We start from the raw sequence: 17,798 nt of genomic DNA on the forward strand, positions 1-17,798 counted from the left end.
GTAAACTGTCAACTAATCCGACAGCTCGGCGGCGAGATCCAGCATGGCGAGCAGCCCGGCGCGGGCGGCCAGTATGTCGGCGACCAGCGCCGGATCGGTCAGCGTGGCGGGGTCGATCGTCTCCGGCCAGGTCTGGCGGACCAGCCCTTCCAGCCGGTCGATCTTCGCTTCGTCGAGCAGGAAGCGCGGATCGACGGTATCGGGATCGGCGACGACGCGCAGGCGCAGGCAGGCCGGGCCGCCGCCATTGGCCATCGACTGGCGAACGTCGACGAAGATCAGCCGCCGGATCGGGCCGTTGCCGGCGACCAGTTCGGCGAGATAGCGGCCCACTGTTGCATGGTCGCGCGCCTCGACCGGCAGGATCAGGGCCTGTTCGCCGCCGGGCAGGGTGACCAGCTGGGCATTGAACAGATAGGTAGCGATCGCGTCGGCCAGGCTGATCCGGCTTGCCGGTACCTCGACGATCCGCACGTCGGGTAGCAGCCGGCGCAGGTCGGCGTAAAACGCGTCCTTGTCCGAAAACGCCTGTTCGTGGGTGAACAGCGTCAGCCCGTCGGCGACGGCGACGACATCGTTGTGGAACGCGCCGGCGCTAATCGCTTCCGGCGTCTGTTCGACGAACAGGGTGCGCTGCGGGTCGAGCCCGTGGCGGAAGGCGACAGCCTGCGACGCGACGGCGTGCTGGCGGGCGGGAAAACCGCCGCCGCTGCGGCCGAACACGAAGACCTCGACGCCGGGCGCATCGTGGGCGGGGCCAAGGCGCATATGGTTGGCGGCGCCCTCGTCGCCCAGCGGCGGCAATACCGGCTTGTGCACGGCAAAGGCGGGGTGAGCGAAGGCGATCCGCAACTGCCGCAGCGTGTTCGGCCATTCGTGGCTGCGATGCGGCATTGTCATCAGATTGGCGACGGTCAGGTGGCAGCGCCCATCGGCGGTGTCCGGCGCCGGGGAGACGGTGGCGGCGTTGGCCGTCCACATCGCCGCCGCCGACATCGCCCAGGCATCGACCGGGGAATGGTTGACGCCCAGCGCGTCCAGCCACCGGGCATTGGGGCGCGGGTGTGGCAGCAACAGGCCCTGCGGCAGGCCAAGCGCCAGATTGCCGCGCATTTTCGCCAGGCCCTGCAACGCGGCGGCGCGGGGGTGAGACAGGGCGCCGGCATTGCGCGCTGACGCGAGGTTGCCGACGCTCAGCCCGGCATAGTTGTGGCTAGGCCCGACCAGCCCGTCGAAATTGATCTCTCGCAGCGCCATCAGCGGCCGACATGGGTTATGGCGTCGCCTTCGGCAATGCCGAGCAGCGCGGCGCCGGCCGGGTCGACAGTGACCTGGCCGTCCGTCCGTTCCCCGACCAGTGCATAGGCGGCGCGGAACGACGCCAGGCGACCGGTGGCGACCATGCGGCGCTGGCCATCGTCGGTTCCGCTGGTTGCGGCTACGGTCGCGTCGGCTGCTTCGGCGACGGTGCGGATGGAATCGGTACGGGCCTCCATCGTCGGGCCGCCGTCGAAGATGTCGATGTAATGTTCGTGCCGGAACCCCTCGGTTTCCAGCATCCGCATCGCGGCGCGGCCGGTCGGGTGCGGCTTGCCGATCACGTTGCGGGCGCTTTCCGGCAGCATTGCGGTGTAGATCGGGTGTTTCGGCATCAGGTCGGCAATGAACTGGTTGCCGTGAATGGCGTTGAACTCGTCCGCCTGCTGGAAACTCATGCCGAAGAAGCGGCCGGCCAGCCCGTCCCAGAACGGCGATCCGCCGGCTTCGTCGATCACGCCGCGCAGTTCGGCGATGACCCTGTCGGCAAAGCGCGCCCGGTGCTGGCGAATGAAAAGGTAACGGCTGCGGGCGAGCAGCATGCCAAGGCCCCCGGCACGCTCGTTGGGATGGAGGAACAGCCCGCCGACTTCGCTTGCCCCCTCCAGATCGGTGCTGAGCGCAAGCATGTCGGCGCGAAAGGTGCGACCCAGTTCCTGACTGGCCTGGGTCAGCGTGCCCATCCGGTAGCTGTAGAATGGCCAGTGGCGCCCGATTTCCGAGAAAATCTGGCAGGTGCCGCGCACTTCGCCGCTATCCTGGTTTTCCAGCACCAGCAGGAACATGTCGTCGCCACGATCCTCTGTGCCGAAAGCCTGTGCTGATCGCTCCAGCTTGGCCGCGAGCGCGGGTTTGTCCGCCGGCAGGTTGGTGAAGCCGCCGCCGGTCAGCTTCGCCATTTCATAGAGCGGTTGCAGGTCGTCGGCGCGGGACGGGCGGATCAGGAAGTTCATGGCCGCCCCCCGCGCGCGATGCGAAGGATGGCGAGCGCCGACAGCATGGCGCGTTCGGGCAGCGATTCGGGTATCAGATATTCCTCCACGGAATGAATGGCGCCGCCGCGAACCCCCATGGTATCGACGACGGGAATGCCGCAGGCGGCGATATTGTTGCCGTCGCAAACTCCGCCGGTGGCGCGCCAGGCGACCGGGATGCCAAGCGCGGCACCGCAGTCGCGGACCAGTGCGAACAACCGTTCCGCCGCCGGGTCGAGCGGCTTGGGCGGGCGGCCGAAACCGCCGTGGCGGTGGATCGCGACCTGGTGTTCCGCCGCGATGGCGGCAACCAGCGCGTCGAGCGCGGCCGCCGCATCGGCTTCCGCCTCCGGCGTTGCCGGGCGGAAATTGACGCGAAGAACGGCATGGTCGGGGACGACGTTATTCGGCCCGCCGCCGTCGATCCGCGCCGGGTTGACCGACAGGGTGGCGCTGGTCAGCGCCTTCAGCCGGACGGCAAGATCCGCCGCCGCAACCAGCGCGTTGCGGCCGTCGGCCGGGTTGCGGCCGGCATGGGCGCTTTTCCCGGTGACGATCAGAGAGAAATTGCCGCTGCCCGAACGCGCGCCGGCGAGCGTGCCGTCGGGCAGCGCCGGTTCGTAGGTGAAGGCGGCGGCCTTGCCGGCGGCGGCGGCGGCGATCAGCGCGGCGGAGGAGGGGGAGCCGACCTCTTCATCGCTGTTGATGATCACTTCATAGCCCAGCCGGTCGCGCTCCGGCGCGGTTTCCACCGCGCGCAAGGCGGAGAGCATCACCGCGATGCCGCCCTTCATGTCGGCGAGGCCGGGGCCGTTGATCGTTCCGTCGGGCAGCGGCGTTATCGTCTGGAACGGATGGTCGGCGCCGAACACCGTGTCCATATGGCCGGTGAACAGCATCTGCACGGGTGCGTCTGGGCGGACACGAAGGTGGAGATGGCGGCCATGGGCGACCGTGCCGATCCGCCCGTCGGCGGCGACCGCATCGACCGGCGCCGGATCGACTAGGGTGACCGTGCCGGGCAGGGCGGCGAACGCATCGGCGAGCAGCCCGGCCATCCGGTCCAGCCCGGCGAGGTTGCGTGAGCCGCTGTTGACCGCCGCCCAGTGTTCCACTTGCGAAAGCATCGGCGCCGCAGCCGCCGCGTCGACCGCGCCGCGTTCGATTGTCTCAAGGGATTTCATGGATATGGCATAGGCCAGCGGCGCCCGCCGACCAAGGGGGCGCGCCGTGCGTTCCACAAGTTGTTTCGCCGGCGAGGCTTGCGAGCAACAGCCATTGTCAGGCATGGGCGCCCGGTCGAGCAGAGCATAAGGGGGAGTTGATGACGCAGTATGTTGCGATTGCCGGCCTGAAGGTCGCCGCGCCGCTTGCCGATTTCGTCAATCGCGAAGCGCTGGCCGGCGTTGGGGTCGACCCGGATGGCTTCTGGCAGGGCGCGGCGGCGCTGCTTGAGGCGTTCGCCCCGGAAAACCGCGCGCTCCTCGCTACCCGTGATCGCTTGCAGGCGCAGATCGACGCCTGGCACGACGCTCGCGCCGGCCAGCCGGTCGACAATGCCGCCTATCGCGCATTCCTGCGCGAGATCGGCTATCTGGTCGACGTGCCGCCGGCCTTCTCGATCACCACGGAGAATGTCGACGACGAGGTCGCCCGGGTGGCCGGGCCGCAGCTGGTGGTGCCGTCGCTGAACGGCCGTTTCGTGCTGAACGCCGCCAATGCGCGCTGGGGCAGCCTGTACGACGCATTCTATGGTACGGACGCCCTGCCGGGTACGCCGGCACCGGGCGGCTATGATGCCGCGCGCGGCGCGCAGGTGATCGCGGCGGCACGCGCCTTCCTCGATTCCGCCGTGCCGCTCGCCGAAGGCGCCTGGGCCGATGTGACCGGCCTGTCGATCGTTGGCGACCGGCTGGTCCCGGCGCTGCGCGACGCCGACGCGCTGGTCGGCTGGCGCGGCGCGGCGGAGGCGCCGGAATCGGTGCTGCTGCGCCACAATGGCCTGCATATCGAGATCGTCGTCGACCGGAACCACCCGATCGGCCGCGACGACCGCGCCGGTATTGCCGACGTCGTGCTCGAAGCGGCGCTGACCACGATCGTCGACCTGGAAGACTCCATCGCCGCCGTCGACGCGGACGACAAGACCGCCGCCTATGCCAACTGGCTGGGCCTGATGCGCGGCGACCTGACCGCCAGCTTCGCCAAGGGCGGGCGGACGATGACCCGCGCGCTGGAGGCGGACCGGAACTGGACCGCGCCGGGCGGCGCGACGCTGACCCTGCCGGGGCGCAGCCTGCTGTTCGTCCGCAATGTCGGCCATCTGATGACCAACCCTGCGATCCTGCTCGCCGACGGATCGGAAGCGCCGGAGGGCGTGCTCGACGCGCTGTTCACCGGGCTGATCGGCCTGCACGACCTGAAGGGGCTGGGCCGGTTCCGCAACAGCCGCACCGGGTCCATCTACATCGTCAAGCCGAAGATGCACGGGCCGGATGAAGCCGCCTTCACCAACCGCCTGTTCGACGCGGTCGAGGACATCCTCGGCCTCCCTCGCAACACGATGAAGGTCGGGGTGATGGACGAGGAACGCCGCACCTCCGCCAACCTGGCCGCCTGCATTGCCGCGGTCAGTGAACGGATCGTCTTCATCAATACCGGCTTTCTCGACCGGACGGGCGACGAGATCCACACGTCGATGCGGGCCGGGGCGATGATCCGCAAGGGCGACATGAAAAGCGCCGACTGGATCGGCGCCTATGAAGCGCGCAACGTCGCGATCGGTCTCGCCTGCGGCTTTTCCGGCCGCGCCCAGATCGGCAAGGGGATGTGGGCGGCGCCGGACCGGATGGCCGAGATGCTGGCGCAGAAGATCGGCCACCCGAAATCGGGCGCCAACACCGCCTGGGTGCCCAGCCCGACGGCGGCGACGCTACACGCGCTGCATTATCACACGGTCGACGTGTTCGCCCGCCAGCGCGAGCTGACCGGCGCGCCGGTGCCCGGCGTCGACCAGTTGCTGAGCATTCCGCTTGCCGCCGGCACCAACTGGTCGGAAGCGGAGATCGCGGAGGAGCTGGACAATAACGCGCAGGGCCTGCTCGGCTATGTCGTGCGCTGGATCGACCAGGGCGTCGGCTGTTCCAAGGTGCCGGACATCAACGATGTCGGGCTGATGGAGGATCGCGCGACGCTGCGTATTTCGTCGCAGCACATCGCCAATTGGCTGCTGCATGGCGTCTGTTCGGCCGAACAGGTCGATGCGGCGCTGCTGCGCATGGCGGCGAAGGTTGACGCGCAGAACAGCGGCGATCCGCATTACCGCCCGATGGCGCCGGACCCGGCCGGCAGCATTGCCTTTCAGGCGGCGCGGGCATTGGTGTTCGAGGGGACGACGCAGCCCAGCGGCTATACCGAGCCGCTGCTCCACGCCTATCGTCGGAAGGTAAAGGCCGCCGCGTGACCGGGCGGTCGCTGGCCTCGCCCCCGCGCCAGCAGCGCGGGGGCGGCAGCCGGTTCAGCTGTTGTCTTCGACCGGCGCGTCCGGCCCGTTCTTCTTCATCGACTCGATCGCGTTCATCGCCGAGGCTTTGCTGGAATAGCCCTCGGTCGAGAACATCACTTCGGAATTATATTTGAAGCGGACCCGGAACTCTCCGGCCTTGTCCTTGTATACCTCGAACTTGTGAGCCATCCCTGCTCTCCTCTTACCACGGAGAGGCCAGCCTATAACACTGTCCGGCCGACGCAAGATGGCTGGCGGCAAATCGGTCGAAGGAACGTGCATGGCTGACTTGAGCGAAACAATCGCGGCAATGGCGGAACGCAACGGGACCTATCACGCCGCGCCCGGCGCCGACTGGCGGCAGGGCCAGACGCTGTATGGCGGCCTGTCGGCGGCGCTGGCCGTCCACGCCGCGGAGCGCGCCTTCCCCGGCCTGCCGCCGCTGCGATCGGCGCAATTCGCCTTTGTCGGCCCGGCGGCCGGCGCGCTTGCCTATCGCCCGGCGATGGCACGGCGGGGCAAGTCGAGCGCCTTCGTCACCGTCGCCGCGGACGGGGAGGCTGGCCCGGCGACCCAGGCGCTGCTCTGTTACGGGCAGGCGCGGGACTCCGCCTGCCGCTGTCATGAGGTGCCGATGCCGTTGGTGGCCGGGCCAGAGGGCGGCGTGCCGTTTTTTACCCGGCCGGGCGTGCCCGGCTTTTCCGGGCATTTCGACGCGATGCTGGTCGAGGGGCGGCCACCGGTCAGCGGCGCGGAGCGGCCGTTCCTTCGCGTCTGGGTGCGCCATCACGATCCCGGCCCGCCGGACGGGGCGCTGGCGCTGATCGCGCTGGGCGATGCGCTGCCGCCGCCGGCACTCAGCCTGTTTTCCGCTTTCGTGCCGATCAGCACAATGACCTGGTCGGTCGAACTGCCGCCCAATCCGCCGATGCCCGGCGACGACTGGTACCTGTTCGAGTCGCGTGGCGAGGTGATCGGCGACGGCTATGCCATTCAGGACATGAAATTGTGGCATGCCGACGGGCGACTGGCACTGGTCGGCCGCCAGACCGTGGCGCTTTACGGTTAGATGGAAGGGAGCCTGGCCCGCCGCCAGCCCCCCCTTGCGCGCGCTTGCCCCCGACCCTAGGCGGAACTGTCCGTGAGGGTCGGCGGAGCCGTTTGCGGCCGCGATTGTTGTCGTCGCGTGCTTCTGGAAGGAGAGACGAAAATGAAGATCGCCCTGATTGCGCTGGCCGCTGCGTCGGCCCTGGCCCTGACCGCCGCCGCCAAGCCGGGGGTGGCCGCGACGGCGACCGCCAACGTCATCGCCGCCGACGGCACCGCCCATGGCACGGTGACCGCGACGCAGACGACCACCGGCCTTGATGTCGTCTACACCGGCACCGGCCTGACGCCGGGCGAACACGGTGTTCATGTGCACACGACCGGCAAGTGCGATGCGCCTGACTTCACCACGGCCGGCGGGCACTGGAACCCGACCGGCAAGATGCACGGCAGCATGAACCCGCACGGCCCCCACGCCGGGGATTTGCCCAACCTGACCGTGGCGGAGGACGGCACCGGCACCATCCGCTTCACCATTCCCGGCGCGACGCTCAGTGGTGGCGCGGAAGCGATGCTTGATGCCGACGGCGCCGCCTTCGTCGTCCATGCCGGACCGGACGACCTGAAGAGCGATCCGGCCGGCAACAGCGGCGGCCGGATCGCCTGCGGGACGTTCAGCGCAGGCTGAATGGCGGATGGGGGGCAGGCACGTTCATGTCAAAACATGCTATATTGATGTTCTAGACATCAATATTGATGTGATGTATCGAGGTGGTCGTCAGGTGGAACCGCTATGATGACCGCCGCGCAAATGCGGGCGGCCCGCGCCCTGCTCGGTATCGACCAGCGTCAGCTGGCCGAGCTGTCCGGTGTGTCGTTGCCGACCATCCAGCGGATGGAAGGCAGCGACGGCAACGTCCGGGGCGTCGTCGACACCCTTACCAAGGTGGTCGCGGCGCTCGAGGCCGCCGGGGTGGAGCTGATCGGCGACAACGCCGTCAGCCGCGAAGGCGGCCGGGGTGTGCGCCTAAGGCCGGCGAAAGGCGCGGGCGCGTCCTTCTGACGACAGGCGCGACGCGTCACCGCGCCGCTGGTCACGAAGGCGAAGTGGCATGGTTGCGCATATTCGAAGTCGCGGCTTCATCGAGATGTTCACGCCGAAGCTGCTGGTCGTGCTGCACGAAGGCTACGGCTGGCGCGCGTTGCGGGCGGATGCGCTTGCCGGGCTGACCGTTGCGATTGTCGCGATCCCGCTGTCGATGGCGATTGCGATCGCATCGGGCGTCACGCCGGATCGCGGGCTGTACACCGCGATTATCGGCGGCTTTCTTGTCTCCGCCCTCGGCGGCAGCCGGTTCCAGATTGGTGGGCCGGCCGGTGCGTTCATCGTCCTCGTCGCCGCGACCGTCGCCGCCCATGGCGTCGACGGGCTGCTGCTTGCCACCCTGTTGTCGGGGTTGATCCTGATGGCGGTCGGCCTGCTGCGGCTGGGCACCTTCATCCGCTACATTCCCTATCCGGTGACGGTCGGCTTCACCGCCGGCATTGCCGTCACCATCTTCGCCAGCCAGGTGAAGGACCTGCTCGGCCTGACGCTGGCCGGGGCAGAGCCGGGGCCGTTGTTGCCCAAGCTGGTTGCGCTGGCCCAGGCGGCGCCGACGATCAATCTGGCGTCGGTCGGCGTCGCGCTGTTGTCGATCGGGCTGATCGTCGGGGTCAGGCGGTGGCGCCCGCACTGGCCGAATTTCCTGATCGCGGTGGTGTTGGCGGCGATTGCCGCCGCCGCGCTGAACCTGCCGGTAGAGACGATCGGCTCGCGGTTCGGCGGCATTCCGCGCACCTTGCCGATGCCTGCGTTGCCGGCGATCTCGCTCGACCGGGTGATCGCGCTGCTGCCGGCGGCGGTGTCCTTCGCCCTGCTTGGCGGGATCGAGAGCCTGTTGTCCGCGACCGTTGCCGACAGCATGACCGGGCGGCGGCACCGGTCGAACTGCGAACTGCTGGCGCAGGGTGTCGCCAACATCGCCTCGCCGCTGTTCGGCGGCATCTGCGTGACCGGCACGATCGCCCGCACCGCCACCAATGTTCGCGCCGGGGCGCACGGTCCGGTGGCGGGGATGCTGCACGCGCTGTTCCTGCTGCTGTTCCTGCTCGTTGCGGCGCCGCTCGCCGCCTACATCCCGCTCGCCGCGCTGGCCGGGCTGCTGGCCGTCGTCGCATGGAATATGGCGGAAAAGCACCAGATCGCGACGTTGCTGCGGGCGTCGCGCGGCGATGCGGTGGTGCTGGCCGTCACCTTCGCACTCGTCATATTCCGCGATCTGACCGAAGGCATCGTTGTCGGCTTCTCGCTTGGCGCGCTGCTGTTTCTCCACCGCATGGCGCAGGCGGTGGCGGTCGACGAGGCGGATCGCGCCGAACTGGCGGGGGCGGAGCGGGTGCCTTACGACCCGGCGCAGGCGATCGACCGCGATGTCGTCGTCTACCGCATATCCGGCGCGTTTTTCTTCGGCGCGGCGGCCAGCGTCGGCGCCGCGCTCGACCGCATCGGCGAGCAGCCGAAGGCGTTCGTTCTCGACATGTCGGACGTGCCGGTGCTCGATTCAACCGCCGCCGCGACGATCGAAGGCTTTGCCCGCAAAGCGCGGCGGCGCGGCGCGCCGGTCTATCTGGCCGGCGCGCGCCCGGCGATCCGCCGCGCGCTGATTGCCCACGGCCTGCGCCCGCCGCTTGTCCGCTACCGTACCGCTCAGGCGGACGCGCTGGCTGCGGCCCGCCGGGCGATTGGATCAGACCGGCTCCCCGGCGGCGCGGGCACGGTCGCGTAGTGTCGCCTCCGCTCGCGGAACCAGCCGATAGGCGAGGATCAGCGCGGCGATCGACAGCGGCGCGACGAGCAGCAACGACAGCACGCCGGTCGCCAGGTCTCCCGACCAGGCCGAGACCCGGCCAGCCATGTAGGGGCCGAGCGCCAGGCCGATCAGGGTCGTGCCGATGAAGAAGGTCGCGGTCGCCGCGCCGCGCATCCGTGGCAGGACAAGGTCCTGCGTTGCCGCCGCCGCTGCGCCCAACGCCGCGCTCGACAGGCCGACCATCGGCAGGTGGAGCGCGTAGAACAGCGTGACGCTGCCGGTGGTGAAGCTGGCGACCATCAGCGGGATCGGGGCGACGGCGCCGATCAGGGTGACGGCGATCCGCCCGGCCGGGTTGGTCCGCCGCCACCGGTCGGCCAGCCGGCCGCCGAGCACCACGCCCAGAAAGCCGCCGGTGGCGCCGGCGCCGCCGACGATCAGCCCGGCCACCGCCTTGGACACGCCGAAGCTGCGTTCCAGATAGGGTAGCGACCAGAAACTGACCGCATAGGCGGTGAACGCGATCAGGCCATAGCCGACGACGACGAGCAGGAAGGCTGGACTGCCCCAGATCAGTGCGAAGGCCGGCCGGTCGCGGGTGCGCAGCGCCGCCGCCCAACTGAACACCGCATAGGCACCGACGCCGACCGCGATCCACTGCGCGCTGTCCCCGGTCGTCACGATCAGCGACCAGACCAGTGCTGCGATCGCCGCGCCGCCGGCGATGTTGATGGCAAGCGGGCGGATTCCCCGCCGCGCCGCGCCGATCAGGGTCAGCGGCGGAATGACGGTCAGCAATTCGTCGAAAAAGTCGCGAAACGGCCGTTCGGCCGGCGGGGTCAGTATACCGTCGGCCAGCCCGCGCGGCGGCTCGCGTAGCGTCGCCACCCATAGCGCCAGTAACAGGCCGGGCAGGCCGACCGCCAGAAATGCGGCCTGCCAGCCGACCAGCCCCAGCGGCCCGCCGCCGGGAAAGGCGAGGTTCCAGTTCTGGACGATGGCGCCGCCGATAAACAGCGACAGGCCGCTGCCGATGTAGATGCCGGAGGAATAGACGGCGAGGGCGGTCGCCCGCTGGCTGCGCGGGAACCAGTCCGACAGCAGCGAATAGGCGCAGGGCGACGCCGTCGCTTCGCCGATCCCGACGCCGATCCGCGCCGCCGCCAGTTGTCCGCCGGTGCGGGAGAAGCCGGACAGCGCCGTCATCGCCGACCACAGCGCCAGTCCGATGGTGATCAGCCGCACCCGGTGCCAGCTGTCGGCCAGCCGGCCGAGCGGGATGCCGAATAGCGCGTAGAACACGCCGAATGCAGTGCCGTATAGGAAGCCGAGATCGGTGTCGCTCAGCCCCAGATCGCGTTTCACGTCCTCGGCAAGGATGCTGAGGATTTGCCGGTCGATGAAATTCAGCGTGTAGACCGCGACCAATATGGTGAGGACGTAGCGGGCATAGCCCGGCTCCGCCTGCGAGGTTGTCCCGTCGGCCGCCGCCATCATCCCCCCTCGCTTGCTCCGTTGTCGGGGGGAGGCTAGCAGGCCGGGACGGTCGAACGGAAGGGGCTGGGTGATTTGGTCAGCGCGGTGTTGTTTGTCTGCCTCGGCAATATCTGCCGCTCACCGCTTGCCGAAGCGGCGTTGCGGGCGGAAGCGGAGGTCCGTGGGCTGGATCTGATCGTCGATTCCGCCGGCACCGCCGACTGGCACAAGGGCAAGGCGCCGGACCCGCGTTCGCAGGCGGTGGCGCTGCGCCATGGTATCGATATTTCCGGCTATCGCGGGCGGCAGGTGACGGCGGCGGATTTCCGGCGGTTCAGCCATATCGTCGCGCTTGACGCCAACAACATGGCCGATCTGCGCCGCATTGCGCCGGACGACGCGACTGCGCGGGTCAGCCTGTTGCTCGATTTCGTGGCCGGGCGGGAAGGGCAGGCGGTCGCCGATCCCTATTACGGCGACGATGCCGGCTTCGACCTCACCTGGGCTGATGTGATCGCCGGCGCGCGCGGCATCGCCGACGCCGCTCAGGCCAGCGGATAGCGCTGGATCGCCTCGTAGCGGCTGCCGCCGTGGCCAAGGTGGCTCTGGTAAAGGTAGAAGGCGTCGACGGTGAAAGCCGGGCCGGACAGCCCGGCATGGCCGGCAAGGAAGCGGTCCGCCATCCCGCCGGTCCGGCCGAAGCGGGCAAGGGTGATGTGCGGCAGGTAGGCGCGGCGTTCCGGCGGCAGGCCGATGTGGACCAGCGCCCGTTCGACCTTCGCCTGCAGATGGGCGATCCGTTCATGCGGGGCGATGCCCGCCCACACCGCTTCCGTCTGTCCCTTGCGCTCGAACCGGCCGACGCCCGCCAGCGTCAGGGCGAGCGGCGGGTGGCGAAGGCCGCCAAGCGCGGCGGCAATATCCTCTGCCATGCGCCCGTCGACCTCGCCGATGAAGCGCAGGGTGATGTGAATCTGCGAATCGTCCTGCCAGCGCGCGCCGGCGACCCCACCCATCATTTCAAGCAGATGGGCGCGGATCGCGGCGGGCGGGCGGATGGCGACGAACAGACGGTGCATGACGGGGGGCCTCCTGTTCCGCCTTTATGTCCGGTTTTGCTTGAAAGCGCGGCGCAATCCACCGATATTGCGCCTATCCGGCCCAGACGGTCGGGCAAAGGAGTTTACTGACAATGGCAAACTGGTCTGATCCCCGCACGACCGCCCTCGGCCGCACGGCGTCGACCACGGCCGACGCTGCCTTTGATGCTGGCCTGCGGTCGTACATGCTCTCGGTCTACAACTACATGGCCTCCGGCGTGCTGCTGACCGGCATCGTCGCCCTGCTGTTCGCCTGGGGTGGCGCCGAATCGCCGGCGGCCCAGCTGTTCCTGAACGGCGGCATCCTGAAATGGGTCGTCATGCTCGCGCCGCTCGGCGTGGTGATGTGGCTCAGCTTCGGCATTAACCGCCTGTCGGAAAGCGCCGCCAAGGCGCTGTTCTGGGCCTATGCGGTGCTGATGGGCCTGTCGCTGTCGACGATCCTGCTGGTCTATACCGGCACGTCGGTCGCCCAGACCTTCTTCGCCTCCGCGGCGGCCTTCGCCGGCCTCAGCCTGTGGGGCTATACCACCAAGAAGGACCTGTCGGCGTTCGGCACCTTCCTGATCATGGGCGTTGTCGGCCTGCTCGTCGCGATGGTCATCAACCTGTTCCTGAAGTCGAGCGGGCTTGACCTGGTGATCAGCGGCATCGGCGTTCTGCTGTTCGCCGGCCTGACCGCCTACGACACCCAGAAGATCAAGAGCATGTATTTCCACCTGCAGGGCTCTGACTTCATCGGCAAGTCGGTGGTGATGGGTGCGCTGACCCTCTACCTCGACTTCATCAACCTGTTCCTGTTCCTGCTGCGCTTTATGGGCGACCGCCGCTAAGCGCCGGGGACAAGACGGATACGGGAAGGCCCGGCGGATCGCTCCGCCGGGCCTTTCTTTTCGGGCGCGCTATCCCGCCATCGCCGCGTCATCCAGCGCACTGGCGCGCAGATGCGCCGGTCGCTCCGCCAGCCGCGCCGCATAGGCGACGAACGCATCGCGCTTCGGCATCGTGCCGAACTGCACACCCCACATCACCTGCGCGCCGACATAGACGTCGGCGGCGGAAAAGCGGTCGCCGGCAATATAGGGGGCGGCGGTGATCGCCTGTTCCAGAACGTCCATCGCCAGTTCGTAATTGCCATACCCGGCCAGCCGGCCCTGTTCCGCCGTCGGGTCGAATTTCAGCGCGTGGTTGGTCACCGCCTGCTCGACCGGCCCGGCGGTGAAGAACAGCCAGCGGTAATAGGCGCCGCGCGCCGCGGGCGGCGGTGCCAGCCCGGCATCGGGAAACGCGTCCGCCAGATAGGCGCAGATTGCCGCGCATTCGGTGACGACGGTGGCGCCGTGGACCAGCGCCGGCACCTTGCCCATCGGGTTGATCGCCAGATAGGGCGCCTGCTTCATCGTCGATGCGTAATCGAGAATCTCGGCGCGATAGGGCGCGCCCACCTCCTCCAGCATCCAGCGGGCAATCCGGCCGCGCGACATCGGATTGGTATAGAGAATCAGTTCGTCGGCCATCGTATCGCTCCGTCGGTTGTGGTCGTTTTGGAAACAGGCAAGCCGGTCAGCCGTTCAGCAGCCGGTCGAAGAAGGCGATCGTCCGGTCCCAGGCCAGCTTCGCTGCGTCGGCGTTGTAGCGTTCCGCCGAACTGTCGTTGTTGAATGCGTGATGGACGCCGGGATAGTCGTGGACGATCACCGGCTTGCCCGCCGCCTTCAGCGCCTCGGCAAACGGATGGGCGGTCTGGGCGACGCGGCTGTCCAGCCCAGCCAGTTGCAGCATCAGCGGCACCTTGACCTTCGCCGCTTCCTCCGGCGCCGGGGCTGGGCCGTAATAGGACACGGCGGCTGCCAGGTTGTGCGCGCCGGCAACCGCCAGCCGATCGACCATCGCGCCGCCCCAGCAGAAGCCGACGACTCCGGCCTTGCGGTCGGCGGCGAAGCGGGTGAAGGCGGACTGGGCGTCGCGGGTGGTGACCGCGATGTCGAGCTTGCCGATCATCTCGCGGCCCTTGTCCTCGTCGGCCGGGGTGCCGCCATCCGGGGCGAGCAGGTCGACGCCGACGGCGGTATAGCCAGCCAGCGCCACCCGCCGCGCGATATCGCGGATATGCGGGGTCAGCCCGCGATTTTCGTGAATAACGACGACCACCGCCTTGCCCGGTCCGGCGGCCGGATCGACGACATAGGCGCGCATCGCCCGCCCCGGTGCGCTGTCCCACTGGACCATGCCCGCCTTCAGCCGCTTGTCGTCTTCGGCGACGATCGCGGCGGCGGCCGGGTTGGCGGCGATCGCGGCGAGCAGCGTCTCCGCCGCGGCCGCGCTGCCGGCGAGCAGGGTCAGTTCGCGCATGAAGCGGCGGCGGTCGCGCCCTTCATGGGTGAAACGGTCGTAGAGGGCGATGGCGCGGGTGCGGATTTCGGACGGGTGCATGGCGGGCCTCCATGATCGGGCGATGCGCCCGAAGCCGTCATCGCCAGCGTGGCGAAGCCATCCCCGCCTCGCACGGGTTTCCGCGCGCCTCCGGTGCTTCGCCGCCTCGCCATTCCGGGCCGGGCAGGAGGATCGATCCTACCCCAATTTGCCGCCCGCCGAAACCGCGCCCGGTGCGGTTATTGCGCCGACGCCTGCCACTTCGGCTTGTTTCGGTACTGGTCGAACCAGGCGATGATCGCCGACGCCTTGGCAGCGGCCTGAGACGGGCGCGCGGCGATGCCGCCATGGCTGGCGCCCGGCACCTTGACCAGCGCCGTCGGCACGCCGCGCAGTTGCAGCGCGGTGTAATATTGCTCGGATTCGCTGACCGGGGTGCGGTAATCCTCGGCGCCGACGACGACCATTGTCGGCGTCTTGACGTTGCCGACCAGCGACAGCGGCGAGCGCGCCCAATAGCCCTGCGGGTCCTCCCAAGGGAATTTGTCGAACCAGTATTGGTGGTACATCGGCGCGCCGTCCGACGTCAGCGAGAAGCTGGCCCAGTCGATCACCGGCTTCTGGGTCACCGCCGCCTTGAACCGGTCGGTCTTGCCGACGATCCAGGCGGTCAGCACCCCGCCGCCGGACCCGCCGGTGACGAACAGATTGTCGGTGTCGACATTGCCGGCGGCGATCGCCGCGTCGACCGCGCTCATCAGATCGCCGTAATCGTCACCGGGGTAGGCGTGGTGGATCAGGTTGGCGAATTCGGCGCCGTAGGAGGTCGATCCGCGCGGGTTGGTGTAGAGCACGATATAGCCGGCGGCGGCATAGAGCTGATAGTCGGTCGAAAAAGCCGGGGCGTAGGCGGCGAACGGCCCGCCGTGGATTTCCAGGATCAACGGATATTTACGCGCCGGGTCGAAATCGGGCGGCGTCACCATCCATGCGTCGATCCGGCGGCCGTCGGCGGCGGTGACCGCCAGCGGCTTGACCTGGCCCAGCGCCTTGCCGCCGAGCAGGTCGCGGTTGAGGCGGGTCAGCCGCCGTGCCTCGCCGCCCTTGCTGACCGAGACGTCGGCCGGGTTCAGCGCGTCGCCGGAGGTGAAGGCGACGCTGCCGTCGCGCGCGACCGAGAAGCTGCCGCCGGTATAGGGCCGGTCGAGCGCCGATCCGCGCAGGCCGGTGGCGACCCTACGCATGCTGCCGTCCAGTCCGACGCGGGCGACCTTGGTTTCGGCATGATCGTCATAGACGACGAAAACCGCCTTTCCGTCCGCCGCCCAGGCGAGATTGTCGATGCTGCGGTCAAGAGTTCCGGTCAGCAGGCGGCTGCCGCTGCCGTCGCGGTTCATCACGTAGAGGCCGACATTCTGGTAGCCGAGATATGTGTCGTCGAAGCCGAGATAGGCGATCGAGCGCCCGTCCGGCGACACGATTGGCGCGGCGTCCGGCCCGTCGCGGCTGGTCAGCGCCGTCAGCGCGCCGCTGGCGACGTCGAGCGCGTAGACTTCCGAATTGAGCGGCTTGCGCTCCCAGTCCTTGTGGCGGTTGGTGCTGAAATACAGGGTGGTGCCGTCCGGCGACCAGGATAGCGGGCCGCTGTCGTTCAGCGCGCCATAGGTCAGCTGGCGCGGGGCGCCGCCGTCCGCCGCGACGACGAAGATATGGTCGAAGCCGGGCTTCAGATAGCCGGCACCGTCGGCTCGGTAGGTGAGGGCGGTGATCACCTCCAGCGGCGGCGCCCATTTCGCCCCCTCCGGCCTGGCCGGCGGCGTGCCGAATTTCGCCGCGTCGTCCGGCACGGCGGCGATATAGGCGATGCGGTTGCCGTCCGGCGCCCAGGCGATCGCGCTCGGGCTGTCGGGCAGGCCGGTGACACGGGCGGTGGCGCCGTTCGCCATCCAGCGCACGTAAAGCTGCGGTGCGCCGCCTTCCTCGGCGGAGACATAGGCCAGCCGTTTGCCGTCTGGCGACCAGCGCGGGCTCATATGGGCGCCGGGGCCGGCGACCAGCGGTATCTGCGTGCCGCTGCGGACATCGATCAGCCAGATCGTCGCGCGGGCGCGATCGGTCATCACGTCGTTGGACCGGCGGACATAGGCGATCTGGCTGCCGTCCGGACTGATCTGCGGGTCGGACGCCGCCTCCAGCGAAAACAGGTCGGCGCCCTGAAAAGTCCTGACCGGCCCTTCGGCGGGCGCGGCGAGGGCAGGCGACAGGGCAAGGGCGGCAAGCGGCAGCAAGGCGAAGCGGATCATGGAAACCCCCTGAGGTCAGGGAAAGAAACTCTCCGCAATTCTAGGCATTTGGCAAGGGGTTGCGGTCAGCCGGCGGCGAGAAGGGCGCGGGTCCGGCCGATGGCGTCGCCGCCGACCGGGCCGTGGCCGGGAATGATCGTGCGGATATGGGGATAGCGGGCCGCCACGCGCTCCAGGCTGTCGCGCCACGCCGGTATGGAAGCGTCCGAAAGATTGCCGATACTGTCGGCCGCGGCGTCTTTCAGAAAGCAGCCACCGAACAGCAGGCGCTCATCGGCGTCCCACAGCACGATATTGTCGGGGCTGTGACCGGCGCCCGGATAATAGCATTCCAGACCGAAGGCGGATTCGGCGAAGGGGTCCGGCAGTGCCTGTGCCGAATCCATTACGCCGTTCAGCAGGGCGCGGGTCAGCGCAAGCATGTGGACCGGTATTCCGGCGCGTTCGAGAACGGGCAGTGCCGCGGCGCGATCGGCGTGAAAATGGGTGATGATGGCGCCCGAAGGTGTTTTGCCAAAGGATCGTTCGCACCATGCGATCAGCGCCTCACCCTGCGCGGGCGTCCAGCCGGGATCGACAAGGGTGAACGTATCGCCATGGCGATGGACCAGGCCGTTGGCCGGGTAGATCACGCCGCCGTCGATCGGGGCAGTGGTGGTGAACAGCCAGTTGTGCCGGTCGATCTGCTTTATCCACAGATCGTCGGTAATCGCGGTCATGCCGGTCGTGCCAAGCGCGGATGCGGTCGGCGGGGCCGCGATCAGGCGGGCGGGAAGGGCCGCAATGGCCAGCCCGGCGACGCATATGCGACGGGACAGAAGCATCGTTATGCTATGGCACGGCGGCGCGCG

Annotated in this window: 17 protein-coding genes; 7 read left to right on the plus strand and 10 right to left on the minus strand. The window is 68.7% G+C overall.

All coding sequences use genetic code 11. The features are described from left to right. Window positions 1-12: 12 nt before the first annotated feature. The 3 genes from ACMT1E_RS03670 to ACMT1E_RS03680 are packed head-to-tail and all read right to left on the minus strand — an operon-like array spanning window position 13 to window position 3,475. On the minus strand, window positions 13-1,257 hold the full coding sequence (locus ACMT1E_RS03670) for an N-succinylarginine dihydrolase (protein ID WP_414902336.1): 1,245 nt from the start codon (window positions 1,255-1,257) through the stop codon (window positions 13-15). Continuing rightward, on the minus strand, window positions 1,257-2,270 hold the full coding sequence (locus ACMT1E_RS03675; RefSeq protein WP_414902337.1) for an arginine N-succinyltransferase: 1,014 nt from the start codon (window positions 2,268-2,270) through the stop codon (window positions 1,257-1,259). Before ACMT1E_RS03675 ends, ACMT1E_RS03670 begins: the two co-directional genes overlap by 1 nt. Continuing rightward, on the minus strand, window positions 2,267-3,475 hold the full coding sequence (locus tag ACMT1E_RS03680) for a hydrolase (protein ID WP_414902338.1): 1,209 nt from the start codon (window positions 3,473-3,475) through the stop codon (window positions 2,267-2,269). Before ACMT1E_RS03680 ends, ACMT1E_RS03675 begins: the two co-directional genes overlap by 4 nt. 140 nt (window positions 3,476-3,615) lie before the next feature. On the opposite strand from ACMT1E_RS03680, the gene ACMT1E_RS03685 reads away from it, so the two are divergent. Then, entirely contained in the window at window positions 3,616-5,754 is a 2,139-nt protein-coding gene (locus ACMT1E_RS03685) for a malate synthase G (protein ID WP_414902339.1), read from the plus strand. A 54-nt stretch (window positions 5,755-5,808) separates the two neighbouring features. Here ACMT1E_RS03685 and ACMT1E_RS03690 read toward each other — a convergent pair whose 3' ends face one another. After that, on the minus strand, window positions 5,809-5,985 hold the full coding sequence (locus ACMT1E_RS03690; RefSeq protein ID WP_414902340.1) for a YegP family protein: 177 nt from the start codon (window positions 5,983-5,985) through the stop codon (window positions 5,809-5,811). A gap of 91 nt (window positions 5,986-6,076) precedes the next feature. On the opposite strand from ACMT1E_RS03690, the gene ACMT1E_RS03695 reads away from it, so the two are divergent. The 4 genes from ACMT1E_RS03695 to ACMT1E_RS03710 all read left to right on the plus strand — a co-directional run bounded on the left by ACMT1E_RS03695 (window position 6,077) and on the right by ACMT1E_RS03710 (window position 9,671). Further along, window positions 6,077-6,865: a thioesterase family protein gene (locus ACMT1E_RS03695; protein WP_414902341.1), complete on the plus strand. Its 789-nt coding sequence runs from the start codon at window positions 6,077-6,079 to the stop codon at window positions 6,863-6,865. Window positions 6,866-7,006: 141 nt separating this feature from the next. After that, complete coding sequence (locus ACMT1E_RS03700; RefSeq protein ID WP_414902342.1) at window positions 7,007-7,531, plus strand: superoxide dismutase family protein; 525 nt, start codon at window positions 7,007-7,009, stop codon at window positions 7,529-7,531. Between the two features lie 105 nt (window positions 7,532-7,636). Beyond that, complete coding sequence (locus ACMT1E_RS03705; RefSeq protein WP_414902343.1) at window positions 7,637-7,906, plus strand: helix-turn-helix domain-containing protein; 270 nt, start codon at window positions 7,637-7,639, stop codon at window positions 7,904-7,906. A 49-nt stretch (window positions 7,907-7,955) separates the two neighbouring features. Continuing rightward, window positions 7,956-9,671 carry a SulP family inorganic anion transporter gene (locus ACMT1E_RS03710; RefSeq protein ID WP_414902344.1) on the plus strand — a complete coding sequence of 572 codons (1,716 nt, stop codon included), beginning with the start codon at window positions 7,956-7,958 and terminating at the stop codon, window positions 9,669-9,671. On the opposite strand, the gene ACMT1E_RS03715 is transcribed toward ACMT1E_RS03710, so the two are convergent. After that, the gene (locus ACMT1E_RS03715) at window positions 9,633-11,189 is read right to left on the minus strand and encodes a spinster family MFS transporter (protein ID WP_414903263.1); all 1,557 of its coding nucleotides are present in this window, start codon (window positions 11,187-11,189) and stop codon (window positions 9,633-9,635) included. The genes ACMT1E_RS03710 and ACMT1E_RS03715 overlap by 39 nt on opposite strands. Window positions 11,190-11,264: 75 nt before the next feature. On the opposite strand from ACMT1E_RS03715, the gene ACMT1E_RS03720 reads away from it, so the two are divergent. Beyond that, window positions 11,265-11,732, plus strand: a complete 468-nt coding sequence (locus ACMT1E_RS03720; RefSeq protein ID WP_414902345.1) for a low molecular weight protein-tyrosine-phosphatase — start codon at window positions 11,265-11,267, stop codon at window positions 11,730-11,732. Here ACMT1E_RS03720 and thpR read toward each other — a convergent pair. After that, window positions 11,717-12,250: an RNA 2',3'-cyclic phosphodiesterase gene (gene thpR, locus ACMT1E_RS03725; RefSeq protein WP_414902346.1), complete on the minus strand. Its 534-nt coding sequence runs from the start codon at window positions 12,248-12,250 to the stop codon at window positions 11,717-11,719. The two genes, ACMT1E_RS03720 and thpR, sit on opposite strands and share 16 nt — an antisense overlap. A 113-nt stretch (window positions 12,251-12,363) precedes the next feature. On the opposite strand from thpR, the gene ACMT1E_RS03730 reads away from it, so the two are divergent. Beyond that, on the plus strand, window positions 12,364-13,104 hold the full coding sequence (locus ACMT1E_RS03730) for a Bax inhibitor-1/YccA family protein (protein WP_414902347.1): 741 nt from the start codon (window positions 12,364-12,366) through the stop codon (window positions 13,102-13,104). A 69-nt stretch (window positions 13,105-13,173) separates the two neighbouring features. On the opposite strand, the gene ACMT1E_RS03735 is transcribed toward ACMT1E_RS03730, so the two are convergent. From ACMT1E_RS03735 to ACMT1E_RS03750, 4 genes are all read right to left on the minus strand, one after another. Continuing rightward, window positions 13,174-13,788 carry a glutathione S-transferase family protein gene (locus ACMT1E_RS03735; protein ID WP_414902348.1) on the minus strand — a complete coding sequence of 205 codons (615 nt, stop codon included), beginning with the start codon at window positions 13,786-13,788 and terminating at the stop codon, window positions 13,174-13,176. Window positions 13,789-13,834: 46 nt separating this feature from the next. After that, window positions 13,835-14,704: a dienelactone hydrolase family protein gene (locus tag ACMT1E_RS03740; protein ID WP_414902349.1), complete on the minus strand. Its 870-nt coding sequence runs from the start codon at window positions 14,702-14,704 to the stop codon at window positions 13,835-13,837. Window positions 14,705-14,883: 179 nt separating this feature from the next. Next, window positions 14,884-16,947 carry a prolyl oligopeptidase family serine peptidase gene (locus tag ACMT1E_RS03745; RefSeq protein WP_414902350.1) on the minus strand — a complete coding sequence of 688 codons (2,064 nt, stop codon included), beginning with the start codon at window positions 16,945-16,947 and terminating at the stop codon, window positions 14,884-14,886. A gap of 65 nt (window positions 16,948-17,012) precedes the next feature. Continuing rightward, the gene (locus ACMT1E_RS03750; protein ID WP_414902351.1) at window positions 17,013-17,771 is read right to left on the minus strand and encodes an MBL fold metallo-hydrolase; all 759 of its coding nucleotides are present in this window, start codon (window positions 17,769-17,771) and stop codon (window positions 17,013-17,015) included. Between the last annotated feature and the right edge of the window lie 27 nt (window positions 17,772-17,798).

Origin of the sequence: Sphingomonas flavalba (assembly GCF_047553045.1) — a bacterium.
GTDB classification, from domain to species: Bacteria; Pseudomonadota; Alphaproteobacteria; order Sphingomonadales; family Sphingomonadaceae; genus Sphingomonas_L; species Sphingomonas_L flavalba_A.